We start from the raw sequence: 15,962 nt of genomic DNA on the forward strand, positions 1-15,962 counted from the left end.
CCGGGTCGGAGACTAGTCGCCCCCCGGACCGATGATCTCGTCGTTGTGTTCGCCCAGTCCGGGGGCGGGGCGCAGGTCATGCCGCGCCGGTGTCGCCGAGAATCGAATGGGCGGGCGTGTCATCCAGATCGTACCTTCGGTGGGGTGTTCGACCTTCTGAAAGAAACCGGTTACGGAAAGGTGCGGATCGTTCGGCAGATCCGACAGGGTGTTCACCGGCATGGCGGGAATGTCGGCCTGCTCCATCAGGGCCAGCCAGTCGGCGGTTGTCCGCGTCAGCGCAATCCGAGCAACCATGTCGTAAAGGGCGCCGATGTTACGGCTGCGGGTGTCCATGTCGGTGACCCAGACGTGGTTGATCATGTCGTCGCGCCCGACCGTCTTGAAAAACCGCGCCCATTGGGCGTTGGTATAGGGCAGGATCGTGATGAACCCGTCCGCCGTCTGGAGCGGGCGGCGGTGCGGCACCAACATGCGGGCATATCCGAAATTCCTCGGCACCTCGTCGAATGTCGCGCCGTCCATGTGTTCGGCCAGCAGAAACGCCGTCAGCGTTTCGAACATCGGCACCTCGACATGCTGTGCCTGGCCCGTGCGTTCCCGATGAAACAGGGCTGCCATGACGGCATAAGCCGTGGTAACACCGCCAAGCTTGTCGGCAAGAATGGTCGGGGAATAATCGGGTTTTGCCTCTGGATCGCGAAGGGTGGGCAGGCTGGCCAAACCCGAAACCGCCTGGACGATGTCATCAAAGGCCGGTTTCGAAGCGTAAGGCCCGTCCTGCCCGTATCCGGTTGCAGAAACCGTGATCAGGCTCGGGTTCTCGTTCCGTAAGGTTTCCGGATCCAAAGACAATCTGGCAAGCGCCGCGGGCCGGATGCTTGAAATCATCACATCGGCATCGACCAGCAACTTGCGCAGACGGTCGCGATCGGCTTGCGTTTTCAGGTCGAGTACGACGCTGCGCTTGTTGCGGTTGGCCCCTAGAAACGCAGCGCCCATCAACCTGTGCCGCGATGGCTGAACCTGGCGCAGAAGATCGCCCTCGGGCGCTTCCACCTTGATCACATCCGCTCCCAGATCTCCCAGCATCTGCGTGGCCAGAGGACCGAAGATGATCGACGTCAGGTCGATGATCCTGACGCTTTGCAGGATTGCGGTGTTCTTTGCATTGGTCATGGGTTGATTTCCTGTTCTAGGAACGAGAACCGAATTCCGCGCGAATGGCCGCTCCATCGGCGTCCAATGCGGGGGACGGTCCGATCGCGGCTTCGGTGCTGCCGCGTCGTATCGGGGGCATTGCGATGCTGACAGGTCCCGAGGGCGTGCCGATGGTCGCCCGATCAAGTTGCGGGTGATCCGACAGCGCGGCAACGTCGTTCACCGCCGCCGATGCAATGCCCGCGCCATCGAGCAGCTTCAACAATTCGGCACGTTCGTGCGCGCCGAACACGGTCTTGATAAGCTCTTCGAGTTCCGATTTGTGCGCGATCCTGGCTGAATTATCATGGAATCGCGGATCATCGGCCAAGGCCGGGTCGCCGAGAATCTGTACGCAGAACCGGTTCCATTCGCGGCTGTTCTGGACCGAGATGACGACCTGTTCACCGCCTCGGCAGTGGAATGCGCCGTAGGGGCATATGACAGAGTGACCAAGCCCGGTTCTGGGCGTGGGCTGATTGGCATAGTCGTGAAAAAGAAGCGGAACCGCCATCCAGTCCGCCATGACGTCGAACATGGCCACCGAGAGGCCGCTGCCCTTGCCGGTTCGATCACGCCCGACCAGCGCTTCGCAGATCCCGGCATGGGCTGTCATGCCGGTGGCGATATCGCAGACCGACACGCCGACCCGCCCCGGTCCATCCGGCGTGCCGGTCACCGATGCCAGGCCGCTTTCGCATTGCACCAGAAGATCATAGGCCTTGGCGTTGCGCATCGGGCCGTCCTCTCCGTAGCCGGTGATGTCGCAGGTCACCAGACGCGGAAACCTCTCTCGCAGACTTGCGGAATCGAGCCCGAGCTTGGCCAGCGCGCCGGGCAGCAGGTTCTGAATAAACACATCCGCGTTTTCCAGCATCCTGAGCAGGATTTCACGGTCTTCGTCGGCTTTAATGTCCAAGGCGACCGATTCTTTGCCTCGGTTCAGCCATGTGAAATAGGCGCTTTCACCGTTGGCGGCGGTATCGTAGGCGCGGGCGAAATCGCCGGCTCCCTTGCGTTCGATCTTGATCACACGCGCGCCGGCATCGGCCAGCCGCGAGGAGCAAAAAGGCGCGGCGACTGCCTGTTCCAGCGCAACGACGAGTTTGCCGGAAAGGGGGGCTAAATCTGAACCTGGCATGAGTTTCTCTCAATTGATCCTGAAAGGTTGACTAAATCTAACAATTGTTAGAAACATAATCAATACGATTAGACAAAGACTGGATCGCTTGAAGGAGAACGCCGGTGCAGGACGCCAAACGACCAGACCAGTTTTTCCAACGCGCGCTGGCAGAGGGAGAGATCCTGCTGCCCAAGTGCGACGACTGCGGGGGATATCACTTTTTCCCGAGAGTCCTGTGTCCCCATTGTCATGGCAGCGCGATTTCTTGGAAGAAGGCTAGCGGCAAGGGACGGGTCCACACCACAACAGTTGTGCGCCGAAAGCCCGAACGGGGCGGCGATTACAACGTATGCGTCGTCGAGCTGGATGAGGGTGTCCGGATGATGAGCCGGGTCGAGGGCATTGCTCCGGGTGAGGTCGCCATCGACATGCCGGTAACCGCCTTCGTGGGCGAGGCCGAGGGTGTTCCGGCCGTGCTTTTCAAGCCGTCGGAGGGATAAGCCATGACCACTGAACTTCGGGGGAAATCCGCCATCGTAGGTACCGGTCATGCCGGTTTCGGAGAAGCCCATGGCCTGACGGCCTATGATGTCATGGCGCAATCTGCGCTTGCGGCGCTTGGCGATGCCGGGCTGAAACTGTCCGACGTCGACGGGCTGTTTTGCACCATGATGGAAGACAGCATGCCGGCGCTTATGGCGGCGGAGTATCTGGGCATCCAGCCCCGTTTCATTGATGGCACGATGTCGGGCGGTTCGTCTTTCGTAAACTACCTGACGTCCGCGACCATGGCGCTGGACGCCGGTCTGTGTGATGTCGCGCTGATTGTTTATGGCTCCAACCAGCGCACCGCGTCGGGCAGACTCGTGACCGCTTCACGTCCGCCGGCCTACGAGGCGCCGTATAATCCGCGCTATCCGATCTCGGCCTATGCGATGGCGGCGGCGCGGCACATGCATGAATATGGCACCACCCGCGAACAGCTGGCCGACGTGGCCGTTGCTGCGCGGGCCTGGGCGCAGCACAACCCCGAAGCGTTCGAGCGCGGCCCGCTGACCCGCGAGGACGTGTTGGGTGCGCGCATGGTGGGCGATCCATTGACCGTGCGCGACTGTTGTCTTGTCACCGACGGCGGCGGCGCGATCGTAATGGTCCGCGCGGACCGCGCCCGGGATTTCCCGAAGGCGCCTGTCTATGTGCTGGGCAGTGCTGCGGCAAGCTCGCACCGGCAGATTTCGCAGATGAAGGATTTCACCGTGACCGCAGCCCGCGACTCGGGCGCGCGCGCCTTTGCGACGGCCGGCGTGACCCCTGCGGATATCCAGGCGGTCGAGCTCTATGATGCCTTCACCATCAATACCATCCTGTTTCTTGAAGATCTGGGGTTCTGCGCCAAGGGCGATGGCGGGGCCTTTGTCCAGGGCGGGCGCATCGCGCCTGGCGGGGCCTTGCCGGTGAACACGAATGGCGGAGGCCTGTCCTGTGTGCACCCCGGGATGTACGGTATCTTCACAGTGATCGAGGCTGCTCGTCAGATCCGTGGCGACGCGCCGGGCATTCAGTTGAAGGATATTGATCTGGCGCTGGCGCATGGCAACGGCGGTGTGCTGTCCAGTCAGGTCACGGCCATACTTGGATCGCAAAACACGCTCTGACGGCAACTAAGGGAGGAAAGATCATGCCACTGGATTTCGAAGCACTTTCGAATTGGGATTTCGAAGAGATCAAGCAGACTCTGACCGAGCGGGATACCATCCTTTACGCACTCGGGCTGGGGTTCGGCGAAGATCCGACAGACAAGAAAGAACTGGCCTTTGTCTATGAGGACGGTCTGAAGGCGGTTCCCTCGATGGCGGTCATTTTGGGGTATCCCGGCTTCTGGCTGCGCGATCCCAAGACCGGCGTAAACTGGCAAAAAGTGCTGCACGGAGAACAGTGGCTCGACATCTACAAGCCGCTGCCGACACATGGCCGGATTGTCGGCCGCAGCCAGATCGACTTCATCTCGGACAAGGGCGAGGGCAAGGGCGCTGTGATCTATCAAAGCCGCGAGATCATCGACGCGGACAGCGGCGACAAGCTGGCACGCGTCGCGATGTCGGCCTTCGCCCGGGGCGACGGCGGATTCGGCGGCGAGAACAGGCCCGGCCCGACGCCGGCGGTGCTGCCGGACCGGGTGCCCGATCACATATGTGATATCGAGACGCTTCCGCGCCAGGCGCTGATCTACCGGCTCAGCGGCGACATGAACCCGCTGCATGCCGACCCCGATGTCGCGCGGTCGGTCGGGTTCGACCGCCCGATCCTGCACGGTTTGGCGACCTATGGTCTGGCCGCCCGGGCGATTCTCAAGACGTTGCTGGACTATGATTCTGCCCGGCTTGTCGGTCTGGATGTTCGGTTCTCGGCTCCGGTCTATCCCGGCGAAACCGTGCGGTTCGAAATCTGGGAAGAGGACGGCGAGGCCCGGTTTCGAGCGTCTATTCCTGCACGCGACGTGGTTGTTCTGAACAACGGCGCGGCGCGCTTTGCCTGAGGCAGTGAAGATGGCTCAACCGCTCAAGGATATCCTGGTGCTGGATTTCAGCACACTTCTTCCCGGTCCGATGGCGACGCTCATGCTGTCCGAGGCTGGCGCCGAAGTGATCAAGTTCGAACGGCCCGGAGCCGGCGAGGACGCGCGCCACACGGAGCCAAAGATCGACGGAGAGAGCATCGGATTTGCTGTGTTGAACCACGGCAAGCGATCGGTGGCCATCGACCTCAAGTCAAGGGGCGCAGTGGAACGTCTGCGCCCCTTGATCGAGAAGGCCGATGTTCTGGTAGAGCAGTTTCGTCCCGGCGTGATGGACCGGCTGGGGCTTGGTTATGAAGCGGTGCGAAAGATCAATCCCGGTCTCATCTATTGTTCGATCACCGGCTATGGCCAGACCGGACCAAAGGCCAGCGCCGCCGGCCACGATCTCAACTACGTCGGTGATGCGGGTATCCTGTCGCTCAGTCGCGGACCGGATGACCAGCCAACAGCCCCGTTCGGGCTGGTCGCCGATATCGGAGGCGGAACCTATCCTGCGGTGATGAATATCCTGCTGGCCCTGATTGCGCGGCAGGCAAGCGGGCAGGGGACGCATCTGGATATCGCAATGGCCGAGGGGGCGTTCGCCTTTGCCTATTGGGCCCATGCCGAAGGTGTGATTGCCGGGCAGAACATCGAAAGCGGTGGCAGCCGTCTGACGGGTGGCCTGGCCCGGTATCGGCTTTATACGGCTGCGGACGGGCGTCAGATCGCCGTCGGCGCGTTGGAAGAAAAGTTCTGGCAGTCGTTCTGCGATGTCATTGGTTTGCCTGTGGCCCTTCGCGATGACTGGTCCGATCCAAATGCCTGTGCCGCAGAGGTTGCACGTCGTCTGAGGGAACACCCCTCGACCCATTGGGAGCCTTTGCTGGCTGCGGCAGATTGCTGCTGTTCGGTCGTGAAGACGCCCGCCGAGGCGGCGCGTGACCCGCATTTCAAAGCGCGTGACGTGTTCGGGCGGACCGTAAAAATCTCCGGCCGGGACGCGCCCGCTTTGCCGCTGCCAATTGCCCCGGAGTTCCGTTCTTCCGGAAATTCGGTCGGAGTTGCAGCCACTCTGGGCGAAGACAATCCGCGTTATGGCGTGGACCAACCGAAAACAGAGTAAATCCCGTTGACGGGCAGGATTTGAATCGGTAATCTAACATTTGTTAGAAAAAGGGGGGGCCAATGGACAAGTCTGACGATGACCTGCCGACTGAAGCTGAGCGTTATGTCATGCCATCGCGCTTTGTGGAAAGCGATAGCGTGGAAGTGCAGGGTTTCGTGACATCGGCTTTGCGTGATCTTCCTGTGGACGCAACCAATCGAGACAAGGCGATCCGCCTGTTCGAAGCGGTGCGCGACGATATTCGCTATGATCCCTATTGTTTTGCGCTGGATGAGGACTCTTACCGTGCCAGCCGTATCGCTGGCGCGGAAGCGGCGTTTTGCGTTCCCAAGGCAATTCTTCTGGCGGCTTGTTTGCGTGCTGTGGGTATCCCCGCCGCTCTGGGGTTCGCGGATGTGCGCAACCACCTGAATACACCCAAGTTGCAGGAGTTGATGGGGACCGATCTCTTTATCTACCACGGCTATGTTCAGCTGTGGTTGGGGAATGAGGCCTACAAGGTGACACCTGCATTCAACATGGAACTGTGTGAAAGATTCGGGGTCAAACCCCTGGTCTTCGACGGCTATCACGACGCGCTCTTTCATGAGTTCGACGAACAGAATCACCGGCACATGGAATATGTGAACGACCGTGGTCTCTATTTCGACGCGCCGATGGGTGAGTTCCTGATGGCGTTCAAGGAAACCTATCCGAAGCTGGAAGAATTCAACCGCATCCGGATATCCAAGGATGCGAGCGGATACGATGACGGTTTCGCAAAGGAGGGTGCCTCTTGAGGTATCTGGAAGACTTCTCGCCGGGCCAAGTCTATCGCTTTCGCAGCGCTCCGATGAGCGCGGATTCGATAAAGGCCTTTGCCAAGGAATGGGATCCGCAGCGGCTGCACACCGATGAAGACTATGCAACCGCCATACATGGCAGCCTGATCGCCTCGGGCTTTCAGACCATGCTTGAGGTGTTCAAGCCGGTCATGACCGAGATGATGGTCGATGTTGCCAATATCGGCGGCATGGGCTTTGACAATTTGCGCTGGCTGCGGCCTGTGCACCCGAACGAACCCCTTGATGTCGAACTGACGGTCAACTCGGTCACACCGTCAAAAAGCAAGCCCGACAGAGGTGTTTTGCACTATACGCTCAGCGCCAAAAACCCCGAGGGCGAGGTCGTTTTTTCGACCGACACCCCTGTGATGATCCAGCGAAAACAAAATGACACAAACTGAGTTCCTTTCCAGCGAACAAGAAGACCTTCGCCTGTTGCGCGAGAGCGTGCGCACGTTGTTTGAACGGGCGGGCGGAAGTGACAGAGCCCGACAACTCCGTGATGCCGGGGGCGGTTTCGATCCGGAGATGGTCCGGGAACTGGCCGAGGCCGGTGTTTTCGGCGTGGCGGTGCCCGAAGATCAGGGCGGGCTTGGCATGGGCCTAGCCGCCGGGGGTGTCATCGCCGAGGAAGTCGGCCGTGTGTTTGCCCCGGAACCGGTCGTGTCGACGATAGGTCTGAGCCTCGGCCTTCTGCGCCGCCTTTGTCCGGATCATCCGAAGATGGCACAGCTCATCGGCGGCGAAATTTCATTGGCGGTTGCCTGGCAGGAACGCGGCCCCGACGGGGCGCCTGCCGATGCGACCTGCCGATACGCGGACGGAAAGCTGACCGGTGGCAAGGCCTGGGTCGTCGGTGCGATCGGTTCGCACGGGTTCCTTGTCGTGGCCGAACAGGATGATGGTCCGGTTCTGGTTCTGGCTGAGGCAGACGCGCAGGGGCTTGTCATCGACAAGCGGACGCAGGCGGATGGCAGCTCTCTGGGCGAGCTTTCGTTTTCGGGAACTCCGGCCGCGGAATTGGCCAGCAGCGGTGCGGTTCTCACTGCACTGGCCGAGGCTGTCGCCGATGCAACGGCGCTTGCCGCGGCCGAGCTTGTCGGCGTGAGCGAGCGCGCCTTCGAGATCACGCTCGACTACATCAAGACGCGGGAGCAGTTCGACAAGCCGATCGGATCATTCCAGGTCATCCAGCACCGTGCCGTCGACCTCAACGTGATGTGCGAGGTCGCGCAGGCCGGAGTGCGGGAGGCGCTTGCGCAGATGGACAGCGAAACCGATCCAAAAGTCCGGGCGCGGCTTGCCAGCCGGGCCAAGGCTCGCGCGGTCACCGCCGCCAAGAAGATCACGCGCGACGCCATCCAGCTGCACGGGGCCGTCGGTTATACCGACGAGTTCGACATCGGGCTTTATCTGAACCGAGCGCTGGTTCTGTCCGCTTGGCTGGGCGATGACGCCTACCACAGACGGCTTTGGTTCGAGGCGCGAGAACAGGAAGGAGCCGCACAATGACCGACTGGAACGCAATGAGCGATGCGGATTTCCGCAAGGAAGTGCGCGCGTTCTTCGAGGCGGAATATCCCGAAGAGCTGCGCCACCTGCCGCACCGACCGAAGTTCGCCGAGATCGAACATTGGCACCGCAAGCTTCACGCCAAGGGCTGGGTTGCGCCAGCCTGGCCCGCTGAATTCGGCGGTATGGGCCTAAACGCTGCTAAGCTGCTGATCTTTTATGAAGAGCAGCAGCGCTGGGGCGTCAATCGCGGTCGCGACATGGGCGTGCAGATGGTCGGGCCCCTGATCATCAAATTCGGCACCCAGGACCAGAAAGACTATTGGCTGCCACGTATTCTGAGCTGCGAGGACATCTGGTGCCAGGGCTATTCCGAGCCCGGTGCCGGGTCCGATCTTGCCAATCTGCGCACACGCGCGGAAATTGACGGCGACGATTTCGTCATTAACGGCCAGAAGATCTGGACGACGATGGCGCATGATGCCACGCACATCTTCATGCTGGTGCGCACCGATCCCGATGCGCCGAAGAAACAGCAGGGCATCAGTTTCCTTCTTGCTCCGATGGATCAGCCGGGGATCGAGGTGCGCACGATCACCACCCTTTCGGGTGAGACCGAATTTTGCGAGGTGTTCTTCGACAATGCCCGCACTCCCCGGGAAAACCTGGTCGGCGAACTGAACAAGGGCTGGACGATGGCCAAGGCGCTTTTGAGCTTCGAGCGCATCTTCATCGGCTCGCCAAGTCTGGCCCAGAACGCTCTGGGACAGCTTGAAAGCTTTGCCCGTGGCCGTGGCGCGTTTGACGATCCGGTGTTCCGTGACCGCTTTGCCCAAGCGGCACTGGATGTGGAAGATCATGCCGCGCTTTATGCCCGTTTTGCAGATCAGCTCAAACGTGGCGAGACGCTCGGTGCGGATGTGTCCATGCTGAAGATCTGGGTGACTGAATGCTTCCAGCGCATCACCGAGCTGATGATCGAAGCAGCCGGTCCCGATGGCGGCTCCATCGGGCCGCTTCAGGTTGGCAATGTTAGCGTCGACGTTTTGTCGAGCTTCTACAAGGCCAGACCTACCACGATCTACGGTGGATCGAACGAAATCCAAAGAAACATCCTGTCCAAGGCCGTCCTGGGACTGCCTGGCTGAACCCATACCCTGAGGAGGAAAAGACCTATGTCGGAGCGTTACGCAAAGTACGACAAACTGAAATTTGACTACCCGGCGGATCGCGTCCTGCGCATCACGTTCGACCGGCCCGAGACATTCAACTCGGTCGATGCCGAAACCCACACCCAGATGACGGACATGTGGATCGACATCGACCGCGACCCCGACATCAACGCGGTCATCGTGACCGGCGCGGGCAAGGCGTTTTCGGCGGGCGGCGATTTCAGCCTGATTGAGAAGATGATCGGCGACTCGCACGAGATCATGAAGACGTGGAAAGAAGCCAAGGATCTCGTCTACAACATCATCAACTGCAACAAGCCGATCATTTCCGCGATCAATGGCCCTGCGGCAGGCGCGGGCCTTGTGGTTGCCATCCTGGCCGACATCTCGATCGCCGGGAAACGGGCAAAGATTGTCGATGGTCATCCGCGTCTGGGCGTTGCCGCTGGCGATGTCGCGGCGATTATCTGGCCGCTGCTGACCTCGATGGCCAAGGCGAAATACTATCTGATGACCTGCAAGCCGGTGTCGGGCGAAGAGGCCGAGCGCATCGGTCTGGTGTCAATGTGCGTCGAGGATGACGAGCTTCAGCAGATCGCTTTGGACACGGCTGTCGAACTGGCCAACGGCTCGCAAAGCGCGATCCGCTGGACCAAGTATTCGCTGAACAACTGGCTGCGCCAGGCCGGGCCGATCTTTGATGCGTCGACCGCGCTGGAGATGCTTGGTTTTATGAGCGAGGACGTCAAGGAAGGTGTGTTGTCGCACCGCGAGAAGCGCGCGCCAAACTTCCGCAAGGACTGCCCGCTTTAACGCCCGATTGGACGAGGAGGCATGGAAATGTCTGATGATATCTACAAAGATATAGCGCAAGCCTATGCCGCTGCGGCCGAAAAAGCTCCTGGCCTGAAATCGCGATTTACGGCTGCCGGATTCGATCCGGCAGCCGTCACATCGGTGGCGGACCTCTCGCGACTTCCAGTGATGAAAAAAGAAGAGCTTCTGAAGATCCAGCGCGAGAACCCGCCTTTCGGCGGATTCCTTGCCTCGGATCTGAAGGATATTGGACGGATCTACGTGTCCCCTGGCCCAATTTTCGAGCCGGCCCTTTCGGGCGAGGGAGGTCATGGCCTGGACCTGCTTTTCAAGGCGGCAGGCGTGGGGCCGGGGGATATCATCCTGAACACCTGGATGTATCATCTTGTGCCCGCAGGCTTGCTGTTCGACGAAGCGGCACAGGCCGCAGGTGCCACGGTGATTCCCGGCGGCGTGGGCAATACCGAGCTTCAGGCGCAGATCATCGTCGAAACCGGCGTGACTTCGATCTGCGCCTCGACCGCGTTTTTCCTGACGCTGGCGGACAAGGTGATCGAAACCTATGGCCGCGACGCATGGAAGGTGAAGACAGCCTTCCTCGGCGGTGAGATGGGCGACTGGATGGCCAAGCGCCGCCGGATCGAGGCCGAATACGGCGTGTCCACCTGGGCCGCCTATGCCACCGCCGATCTAGGCCTTGTCGCCTATGAGGATGGCGGCGAAGGCTATCTGGTTCATCCCGACCGCGTGGTGCAGATCTGCGATCCGGTCAGCGGCGAACAGGTCGCCCATGGCGAACCGGGCGAGGTTGTCGTGACCGCGCGCGATGCCACCTGGCCGATGATCCGGTTCGGCACCGGCGACAGCGCCTTTGCCCTGGAAAGCAACGCGGATGGCACCGTCAGCCGGATTTCAGCATTGCAGGGACGGGTCGGGGCAGCGGTCAAAGTGCGCGAGATTTTCGTTTATCCGCGCGTGGTTGAAGAAGTTGTCATCGGCACGCCGGGCGCAAAGGCCGCGCAGGCCGTGGTAACGCGCGAGAACGATCGCGACATGATCCGCCTCTCGCTTGTGCTGGAAGACGGTGCCGACGCTTCTGCTGCGGAAGCAGCCGCCGCCAAAAACTTCAAACTGCATACACGAATTCGTGTCGACGAAGTGAACATTGTTTCGGAACTACCCGAAAATGCAGAACTGATCGTCAACCAAAAGGACCGCTAAGATCGGGTCTCGATCATTCGCGACAACCGCAGAAACAGATGGGCGGCCGGGCAACCGGCCGCCCTCTTTCGTCAGGAACAGAGCGCATCTTTGGCGACCTGGTATTCCCGGTCGAGACGGTCGACGTAGTCCGCCGTGGTCATCACCTCTTTCACCGCTCCGATCCCCTGACCGCTGCCCCAGATGTCACGCCAGGCCTTGGGGCGAATGTCGCCGGTGGCCAGATCGAGTTTGTTGCCGATCCCGGCCAGGTTGTCCGGATCGAGACCGACCGCCCGCACCGACGGTTTCAGATAGTTGGCATGCACGCCGCTGAAATAGTCGGTATAGACAATATCATCGGCCCCGCCTTCGACGATCATTTGCTTGTACTCCTCCGACGCGACCGCCTCGGTCATGGCAATGAAGGGGGATCCGATATACCCAAAATCCGCACCCATGGCCTGCGCCGCCAGAATTGAGCGCCCGGTCGCGATGGACCCGGACAGGGCAAGCGGACCATCGAACCATTCCCGGATTTCCTGAACCAGCGCAAAGGGTGACAAGGCCCCGGCGTGGCCGCCAGCGCCGGCGCAGACCGCGATCAGGCCGTCGGCGCCCTTGTCGATCGCTTTCCTGGCGTATTTGTTGTTGATTACATCGTGCAGTACAGTGCCGCCGCACTCATGTGCCGCCTGGTTGACGTCTTCCCGTGCGCCCATTGATGTGATCCAGACAGGCACTTTCCAGCGCGCACATATTTCGACGTCCCGCTCAATCCGATCATTCGATCGATGGACGATCTGGTTGACCGCGAATGGCGCGGCGGGCCGATCGGGATTGGCCTGATTGTGCGCGTCAAGCTCTTCAGTGATGCGCTTGAGCCAGGCTTCAAGCAGCGGCGGTTCACCTTCGGACTCGCGTGCGTTCAGCGCCGGAAAGCTGCCGATGACGCCGGCTTTGCACTGGGCGACGACAAGATCCGGCCCGGACACCAGGAACATGGGCGAGCAGATCACAGGCAGGCGCAAGCGGCCGAGAGGGGTGTCGGAGTACATTGTCTATTTCTTCTTTGCTGTTTCAACAGGGGGTGCCGAGGCCCGTAGCCGTGACGGGCGCGCATGGGAAGGGAAGCCGAAAAAACGTGCCAGCAGACCGCAAGGAAATACACAGAACGGGTGAATTTTACACATGTCTGATTTTCCGCACCGGACTATTGCCCGTCGCTCAATGCCACTCCTATCGTGTTCCATGCTAGCCCATTCCTGGGAGGAGGAAGCGGTGCCATTGCTCTACAGCCGCTCGGAAAGCGTTGGTCGGATGACTTTCGATTTTCCCGAGAAGAAGAATGCCCTTGATCAAGACGCACGCAAAGAGATGGAACGCATCGTCACCCAGGTGCGCGACGATGACCGCGTGCGCGCGCTGTTGATCACGGGTGCCGGGGGCGCGTTTTGCGCCGGAGGCGATATCAGCACCTTCGCCGGTTCTTCGCCTGTGGCCATGCGGGACCGCATGAAACAACAGCACCGCGTAACCCGGATGCTATATGATCTTGAAAAGCCGGTCGTCGCGGCGGTTGCCGGGCCGGCCTTTGGCGTGGGGTTCAACATTGCGCTTCTGGCTGACGTGATCCTGGCCGCGCCCTCGGCCCGCTTTTGCCAGGCCTATGCGCGCGTGGCGATCGTGCCCGACGGTGGCGGGCTTTACTTGCTGGCGCGGACGGTCGGGACGCAGCGGGCGAAGGCGATGTTCCTGACGGCCCAGGTGATCGATGCCCAAGAGGCGCACGACCTTGGGATCGTCCACGCAATCCACGAAGAAGACGCGCTCGACGCAGAGGCCGATGCGCTGGCCGTGCGTCTGGCCGAAGGGCCGACCCGAGCCTTTGGGCTGGGCAAGTCGATGCTGAACCGTGGCATGGATTGCGATTTCGCGACCTATCTCGAGATCGAGGCAACCGCCGAAGCCCATATCATGCAGACCGCAGATCACCGCGAGGCGGTCGCCTCTTTCAAGGAAAAGCGCCCGCCGGGCTTTGTCGGATCATGAACGCGGCGCCCGATTGTGGCCCGCTGGCCGGTCTTCGGGTGATCGACCTCGGGCAGGTCTACCTTGGGCCCTATTGCGGTCTGATGTTCGCGCTCATGGGGGCCGAGGTCATCAAGGTCGAGCCGCCCGGCGGCGACAGTATCCGCGGCATCGCGGGCGGGCGCGAGAACCCCGCAGCGATGATGCTCAATTCCAGCAAACAGAGCGTGACGCTTGATCTGGGGTCCGAGGGCGGGCGCAGCGCCCTGCTGGCGCTGGCAGATTCGGCCGATGTTCTAATCGAGAATTTCCGTCCCGGTACGATGGAGAAACTGGGGCTGGGGTGGGAAACACTCTGTGCCCGCAATCCGCGCCTGGTCATGGGGTCAGGAAAGGGTTACGCGGCCGATTCCGTCTATCGCGATGCGCCGGCGATGGATTTTCCTATTCAGGCCCTGACCGGGCTGATGTCGGTGACCGGGTTTCCCGATGGTCCGCCGGTGAAATGCGGCGCAGCGATCACCGATTTTCTGGGCGGTATCCACCTTTTTGGTGGCATTATGGCGGCGTTGCATGCGCGCGGCGCGACAGGGCGCGGGGACTTTGTCCAGATCGCGATGCAGGACGTCACGCACCACGCGCTGGCGTCGAATATCGCAAGCTATCTGCTGGCGCCTGACGGGTTCGCCGACCGGGCCGGCAACAGTCAGGCCGTGCTCAAGGTCGCACCCTACGACCTGTTTCCGGCGCGCGACGGGCAGGTGGCCATCATGTGCCTGAATGATCGCCACTGGCAGCAGCTGACCCGGGCCATGGGTCGCCCTGATCTGGCCGAAGATCCCGAACTGGCCGCGGGACCCGCGCGCTGCGCGCGGCGTGCCCAAGTCGATGGCTGGGTGACGGCGTGGACCTCAAGTCAGACCCGCGCCGAGATTTTCGCGGCCCTGAGCAGCGCACATGTGCCGGGCGCCCCGGTGCGCACGCTCGCTGAGGTGGTGTCGGACGATGACATGCGCGCCCGCGGCATGATCCATGACCTTCCGCATCCAGACCTGGGCACGGTCCCTGTTCCAGGGCTGCCGATGCGTTTCGCGGCTCACCCACAGGTCGCCCCTATCCCCGCACCAACCGTAGGCGCCGATACGGCGCGCATCCTGGCCGCGCTGGAACAGGACCTGCCCTCTGCTCAATCAAAGGACACCTACTGACATGTTCAAGCTCGATCCGGAATTGGAGGATTTTCGCAACGAGGCACGCAAGCTGGCTGAGCGCGAGTTTGCTCCCAGGGCCGCCCATTGGGACGAAGCCGAAGAGTTTCCAGCCGCGAACCGCGACAAGCTGGCCGAACTTGGCTATCTGGGAATGTTCATCCCTGAAGAATACGGCGGCTCCGGCGCGCCAGTGATCCAGGGCACGGTGTTTCTGGAAGAAATGGCGCGGGTCTGTTTCAACACGGCGCTGGTCTCGCAACTCTACCTGAACGGCCCATCCCGGGCAATCAGCGTTCTGGGCAGCGACGAGCAGAAAAAGCGGTTCCTGCCAGACATGGCGGCCGGCAAGAAATTCATCGCAATCGCCATCAGCGAGCCAGAGGCGGGGTCGGCGGTGACAGACCTGCGCACCACGGCCACAAGGGACGGCGACGGATGGGTGCTGAATGGCAACAAATGCTGGTCCACGGGCGCCCATGTGGCCGATTATGCGCTGGTCTTCTGCCGTTTCGGCAAGGCCAGCGGGGCGAAGGGGATTGGTGCCTTTGTCGTCGATCTGAAGAAGCCGGGCGCGCGGATCGGCCACATATCGCTGAAGATGGGTGGCCGGGGGCTGACCGAGGCCGAGATTATCCTTGAAAACTACAAGGCCGGTCCCGAGGATGTGCTGGTCGAAGGGGACCCGGAAAGCTCGCGCTCCTTCGCGCTGTTGATGAGCAGTTTCGGACCCGAGCGGGTGGGCAACGCAGCGATGTGCGTGGGGCTGGCGCAGGGCGCTTTCGATGCTGCAAAGTCGTATTCCGAGATTCGCCATCAGTTCGGGCGCCCGATCAAGGAATTCCAGGGCCTGCAATGGAAAATCGCCGACATGGCCACACAGATCCATGCTGCGCGTCTGATGGTCTATCGGGCCGCGACCAACCCCGCGCCGAACGGCTTTCCCGATCCGATGGATGCGACCATGGCCAAGCTTTACGCCAACGAAATGGCGCAGAGGGTCACGAACGAAGCGCTGCAGATCCACGGTCACAATGGTTACACGCGCGAATACCCGCTGGAACGTATGGTGCGTGACGCGCGCGGCTTCGCGCTTGGCGGTGGCACCGTCGAAATCCTGCGCAATACGATCGCCGCCATGGTCTACGGCCACAGCTTCGACCAGCGGCGGGGGTAGGGCGGATGCATCC

General features: G+C 61.3%; 16 protein-coding genes. 13 read left to right on the plus strand and 3 right to left on the minus strand.

The features are described 5' to 3' along the window. Positions 1-12: 12 nt before the first annotated feature. Positions 13-1,179: a CaiB/BaiF CoA transferase family protein gene (locus NANH_RS0124055; RefSeq protein WP_027264313.1), complete on the minus strand. Its 1,167-nt coding sequence runs from the start codon at positions 1,177-1,179 to the stop codon at positions 13-15. 16 nt (positions 1,180-1,195) lie between these two features. After that, on the minus strand, positions 1,196-2,341 hold the full coding sequence (locus NANH_RS0124060) for a CaiB/BaiF CoA transferase family protein (protein ID WP_027264314.1): 1,146 nt from the start codon (positions 2,339-2,341) through the stop codon (positions 1,196-1,198). A gap of 104 nt (positions 2,342-2,445) precedes the next feature. On the opposite strand from NANH_RS0124060, the gene NANH_RS0124065 reads away from it, so the two are divergent. The 10 genes from NANH_RS0124065 (at position 2,446) to NANH_RS0124110 (ending at position 11,554) form a co-directional block, all read left to right on the plus strand. Further along, positions 2,446-2,823 (plus strand): Zn-ribbon domain-containing OB-fold protein, encoded by a 378-nt coding sequence (locus NANH_RS0124065; protein ID WP_027264315.1) that lies wholly within the window; start codon positions 2,446-2,448, stop codon positions 2,821-2,823. Between the two features lie 3 nt (positions 2,824-2,826). Then, positions 2,827-3,978 (plus strand): thiolase, encoded by a 1,152-nt coding sequence (locus tag NANH_RS0124070; protein WP_027264316.1) that lies wholly within the window; start codon positions 2,827-2,829, stop codon positions 3,976-3,978. 23 nt (positions 3,979-4,001) lie between these two features. After that, the gene (locus tag NANH_RS0124075; protein ID WP_027264317.1) at positions 4,002-4,859 is read left to right on the plus strand and encodes a MaoC/PaaZ C-terminal domain-containing protein; all 858 of its coding nucleotides are present in this window, start codon (positions 4,002-4,004) and stop codon (positions 4,857-4,859) included. Positions 4,860-4,869: 10 nt separating this feature from the next. Then, positions 4,870-6,006: a CaiB/BaiF CoA transferase family protein gene (locus NANH_RS0124080; protein ID WP_027264318.1), complete on the plus strand. Its 1,137-nt coding sequence runs from the start codon at positions 4,870-4,872 to the stop codon at positions 6,004-6,006. 62 nt (positions 6,007-6,068) lie between these two features. After that, positions 6,069-6,788: a transglutaminase-like domain-containing protein gene (locus NANH_RS0124085; RefSeq protein ID WP_027264319.1), complete on the plus strand. Its 720-nt coding sequence runs from the start codon at positions 6,069-6,071 to the stop codon at positions 6,786-6,788. Further along, positions 6,785-7,234: a MaoC family dehydratase gene (locus NANH_RS0124090; protein ID WP_027264320.1), complete on the plus strand. Its 450-nt coding sequence runs from the start codon at positions 6,785-6,787 to the stop codon at positions 7,232-7,234. The genes NANH_RS0124085 and NANH_RS0124090 overlap by 4 nt, the downstream gene beginning before the upstream one ends. Then, entirely contained in the window at positions 7,221-8,345 is a 1,125-nt protein-coding gene (locus tag NANH_RS0124095) for an acyl-CoA dehydrogenase family protein (protein ID WP_027264321.1), read from the plus strand. The genes NANH_RS0124090 and NANH_RS0124095 overlap by 14 nt, the downstream gene beginning before the upstream one ends. After that, positions 8,342-9,493, plus strand: coding sequence for an acyl-CoA dehydrogenase family protein (locus NANH_RS0124100; RefSeq protein WP_027264322.1), 1,152 nt, complete (start codon positions 8,342-8,344; stop codon positions 9,491-9,493). The genes NANH_RS0124095 and NANH_RS0124100 overlap by 4 nt, the downstream gene beginning before the upstream one ends. A 27-nt stretch (positions 9,494-9,520) precedes the next feature. Continuing rightward, on the plus strand, positions 9,521-10,330 hold the full coding sequence (locus NANH_RS0124105; RefSeq protein WP_027264323.1) for an enoyl-CoA hydratase/isomerase family protein: 810 nt from the start codon (positions 9,521-9,523) through the stop codon (positions 10,328-10,330). A gap of 27 nt (positions 10,331-10,357) precedes the next feature. Beyond that, a complete protein-coding gene (locus tag NANH_RS0124110; RefSeq protein WP_223228105.1) occupies positions 10,358-11,554 on the plus strand; it encodes a phenylacetate--CoA ligase family protein in 1,197 nt (398 codons plus the stop codon). 71 nt (positions 11,555-11,625) lie between these two features. Here the strand turns inward: NANH_RS0124110 and NANH_RS0124115 are convergent, their stop codons facing one another. Continuing rightward, on the minus strand, positions 11,626-12,591 hold the full coding sequence (locus NANH_RS0124115; RefSeq protein WP_027264325.1) for an NAD(P)H-dependent flavin oxidoreductase: 966 nt from the start codon (positions 12,589-12,591) through the stop codon (positions 11,626-11,628). Between the two features lie 223 nt (positions 12,592-12,814). Here NANH_RS0124115 and NANH_RS0124120 point away from each other — a divergent pair, with 223 nt between their 5' ends. From NANH_RS0124120 to NANH_RS0124130, 3 genes are read left to right on the plus strand one after another with little or no spacing between them, the layout of a single operon-like run. Then, positions 12,815-13,585, plus strand: coding sequence for an enoyl-CoA hydratase/isomerase family protein (locus NANH_RS0124120; RefSeq protein ID WP_223228104.1), 771 nt, complete (start codon positions 12,815-12,817; stop codon positions 13,583-13,585). Continuing rightward, positions 13,582-14,772 carry a CaiB/BaiF CoA transferase family protein gene (locus NANH_RS0124125; RefSeq protein ID WP_027264327.1) on the plus strand — a complete coding sequence of 397 codons (1,191 nt, stop codon included), beginning with the start codon at positions 13,582-13,584 and terminating at the stop codon, positions 14,770-14,772. The genes NANH_RS0124120 and NANH_RS0124125 overlap by 4 nt, the downstream gene beginning before the upstream one ends. A 1-nt stretch (position 14,773) precedes the next feature. Continuing rightward, entirely contained in the window at positions 14,774-15,949 is a 1,176-nt protein-coding gene (locus NANH_RS0124130) for an acyl-CoA dehydrogenase family protein (RefSeq protein WP_027264328.1), read from the plus strand. The last annotated feature ends 13 nt before the right edge of the window (positions 15,950-15,962 follow it).

This window comes from Sedimentitalea nanhaiensis DSM 24252, from assembly GCF_000473225.1.
GTDB lineage: Bacteria > Pseudomonadota > Alphaproteobacteria > Rhodobacterales > Rhodobacteraceae > Sedimentitalea > Sedimentitalea nanhaiensis.

What these genes read in the sequence shown, in the direction of transcription:
- NANH_RS0124125 (WP_027264327.1), top strand. Translation starts at nt 13,582, where the DNA reads ATGAACGCGGCGCCCGATTGTGGCCCGCTGGCCGGTCTTCGGGTGATC.
- NANH_RS0124105 (WP_027264323.1), top strand. Translation starts at nt 9,521, where the DNA reads ATGTCGGAGCGTTACGCAAAGTACGACAAACTGAAATTTGACTACCCG.
- NANH_RS0124110 (WP_223228105.1), top strand. Translation starts at nt 10,358, where the DNA reads ATGTCTGATGATATCTACAAAGATATAGCGCAAGCCTATGCCGCTGCG.
- NANH_RS0124130 (WP_027264328.1), top strand. Translation starts at nt 14,774, where the DNA reads ATGTTCAAGCTCGATCCGGAATTGGAGGATTTTCGCAACGAGGCACGC.
- NANH_RS0124115 (WP_027264325.1), bottom strand. Translation starts at nt 12,591, where the DNA reads ATGTACTCCGACACCCCTCTCGGCCGCTTGCGCCTGCCTGTGATCTGC.
- NANH_RS0124055 (WP_027264313.1), bottom strand. Translation starts at nt 1,179, where the DNA reads ATGACCAATGCAAAGAACACCGCAATCCTGCAAAGCGTCAGGATCATC.
- NANH_RS0124070 (WP_027264316.1), top strand. Translation starts at nt 2,827, where the DNA reads ATGACCACTGAACTTCGGGGGAAATCCGCCATCGTAGGTACCGGTCAT.
- NANH_RS0124085 (WP_027264319.1), top strand. Translation starts at nt 6,069, where the DNA reads ATGGACAAGTCTGACGATGACCTGCCGACTGAAGCTGAGCGTTATGTC.
- NANH_RS0124075 (WP_027264317.1), top strand. Translation starts at nt 4,002, where the DNA reads ATGCCACTGGATTTCGAAGCACTTTCGAATTGGGATTTCGAAGAGATC.
- NANH_RS0124095 (WP_027264321.1), top strand. Translation starts at nt 7,221, where the DNA reads ATGACACAAACTGAGTTCCTTTCCAGCGAACAAGAAGACCTTCGCCTG.
- NANH_RS0124100 (WP_027264322.1), top strand. Translation starts at nt 8,342, where the DNA reads ATGACCGACTGGAACGCAATGAGCGATGCGGATTTCCGCAAGGAAGTG.
- NANH_RS0124080 (WP_027264318.1), top strand. Translation starts at nt 4,870, where the DNA reads ATGGCTCAACCGCTCAAGGATATCCTGGTGCTGGATTTCAGCACACTT.
- NANH_RS0124060 (WP_027264314.1), bottom strand. Translation starts at nt 2,341, where the DNA reads ATGCCAGGTTCAGATTTAGCCCCCCTTTCCGGCAAACTCGTCGTTGCG.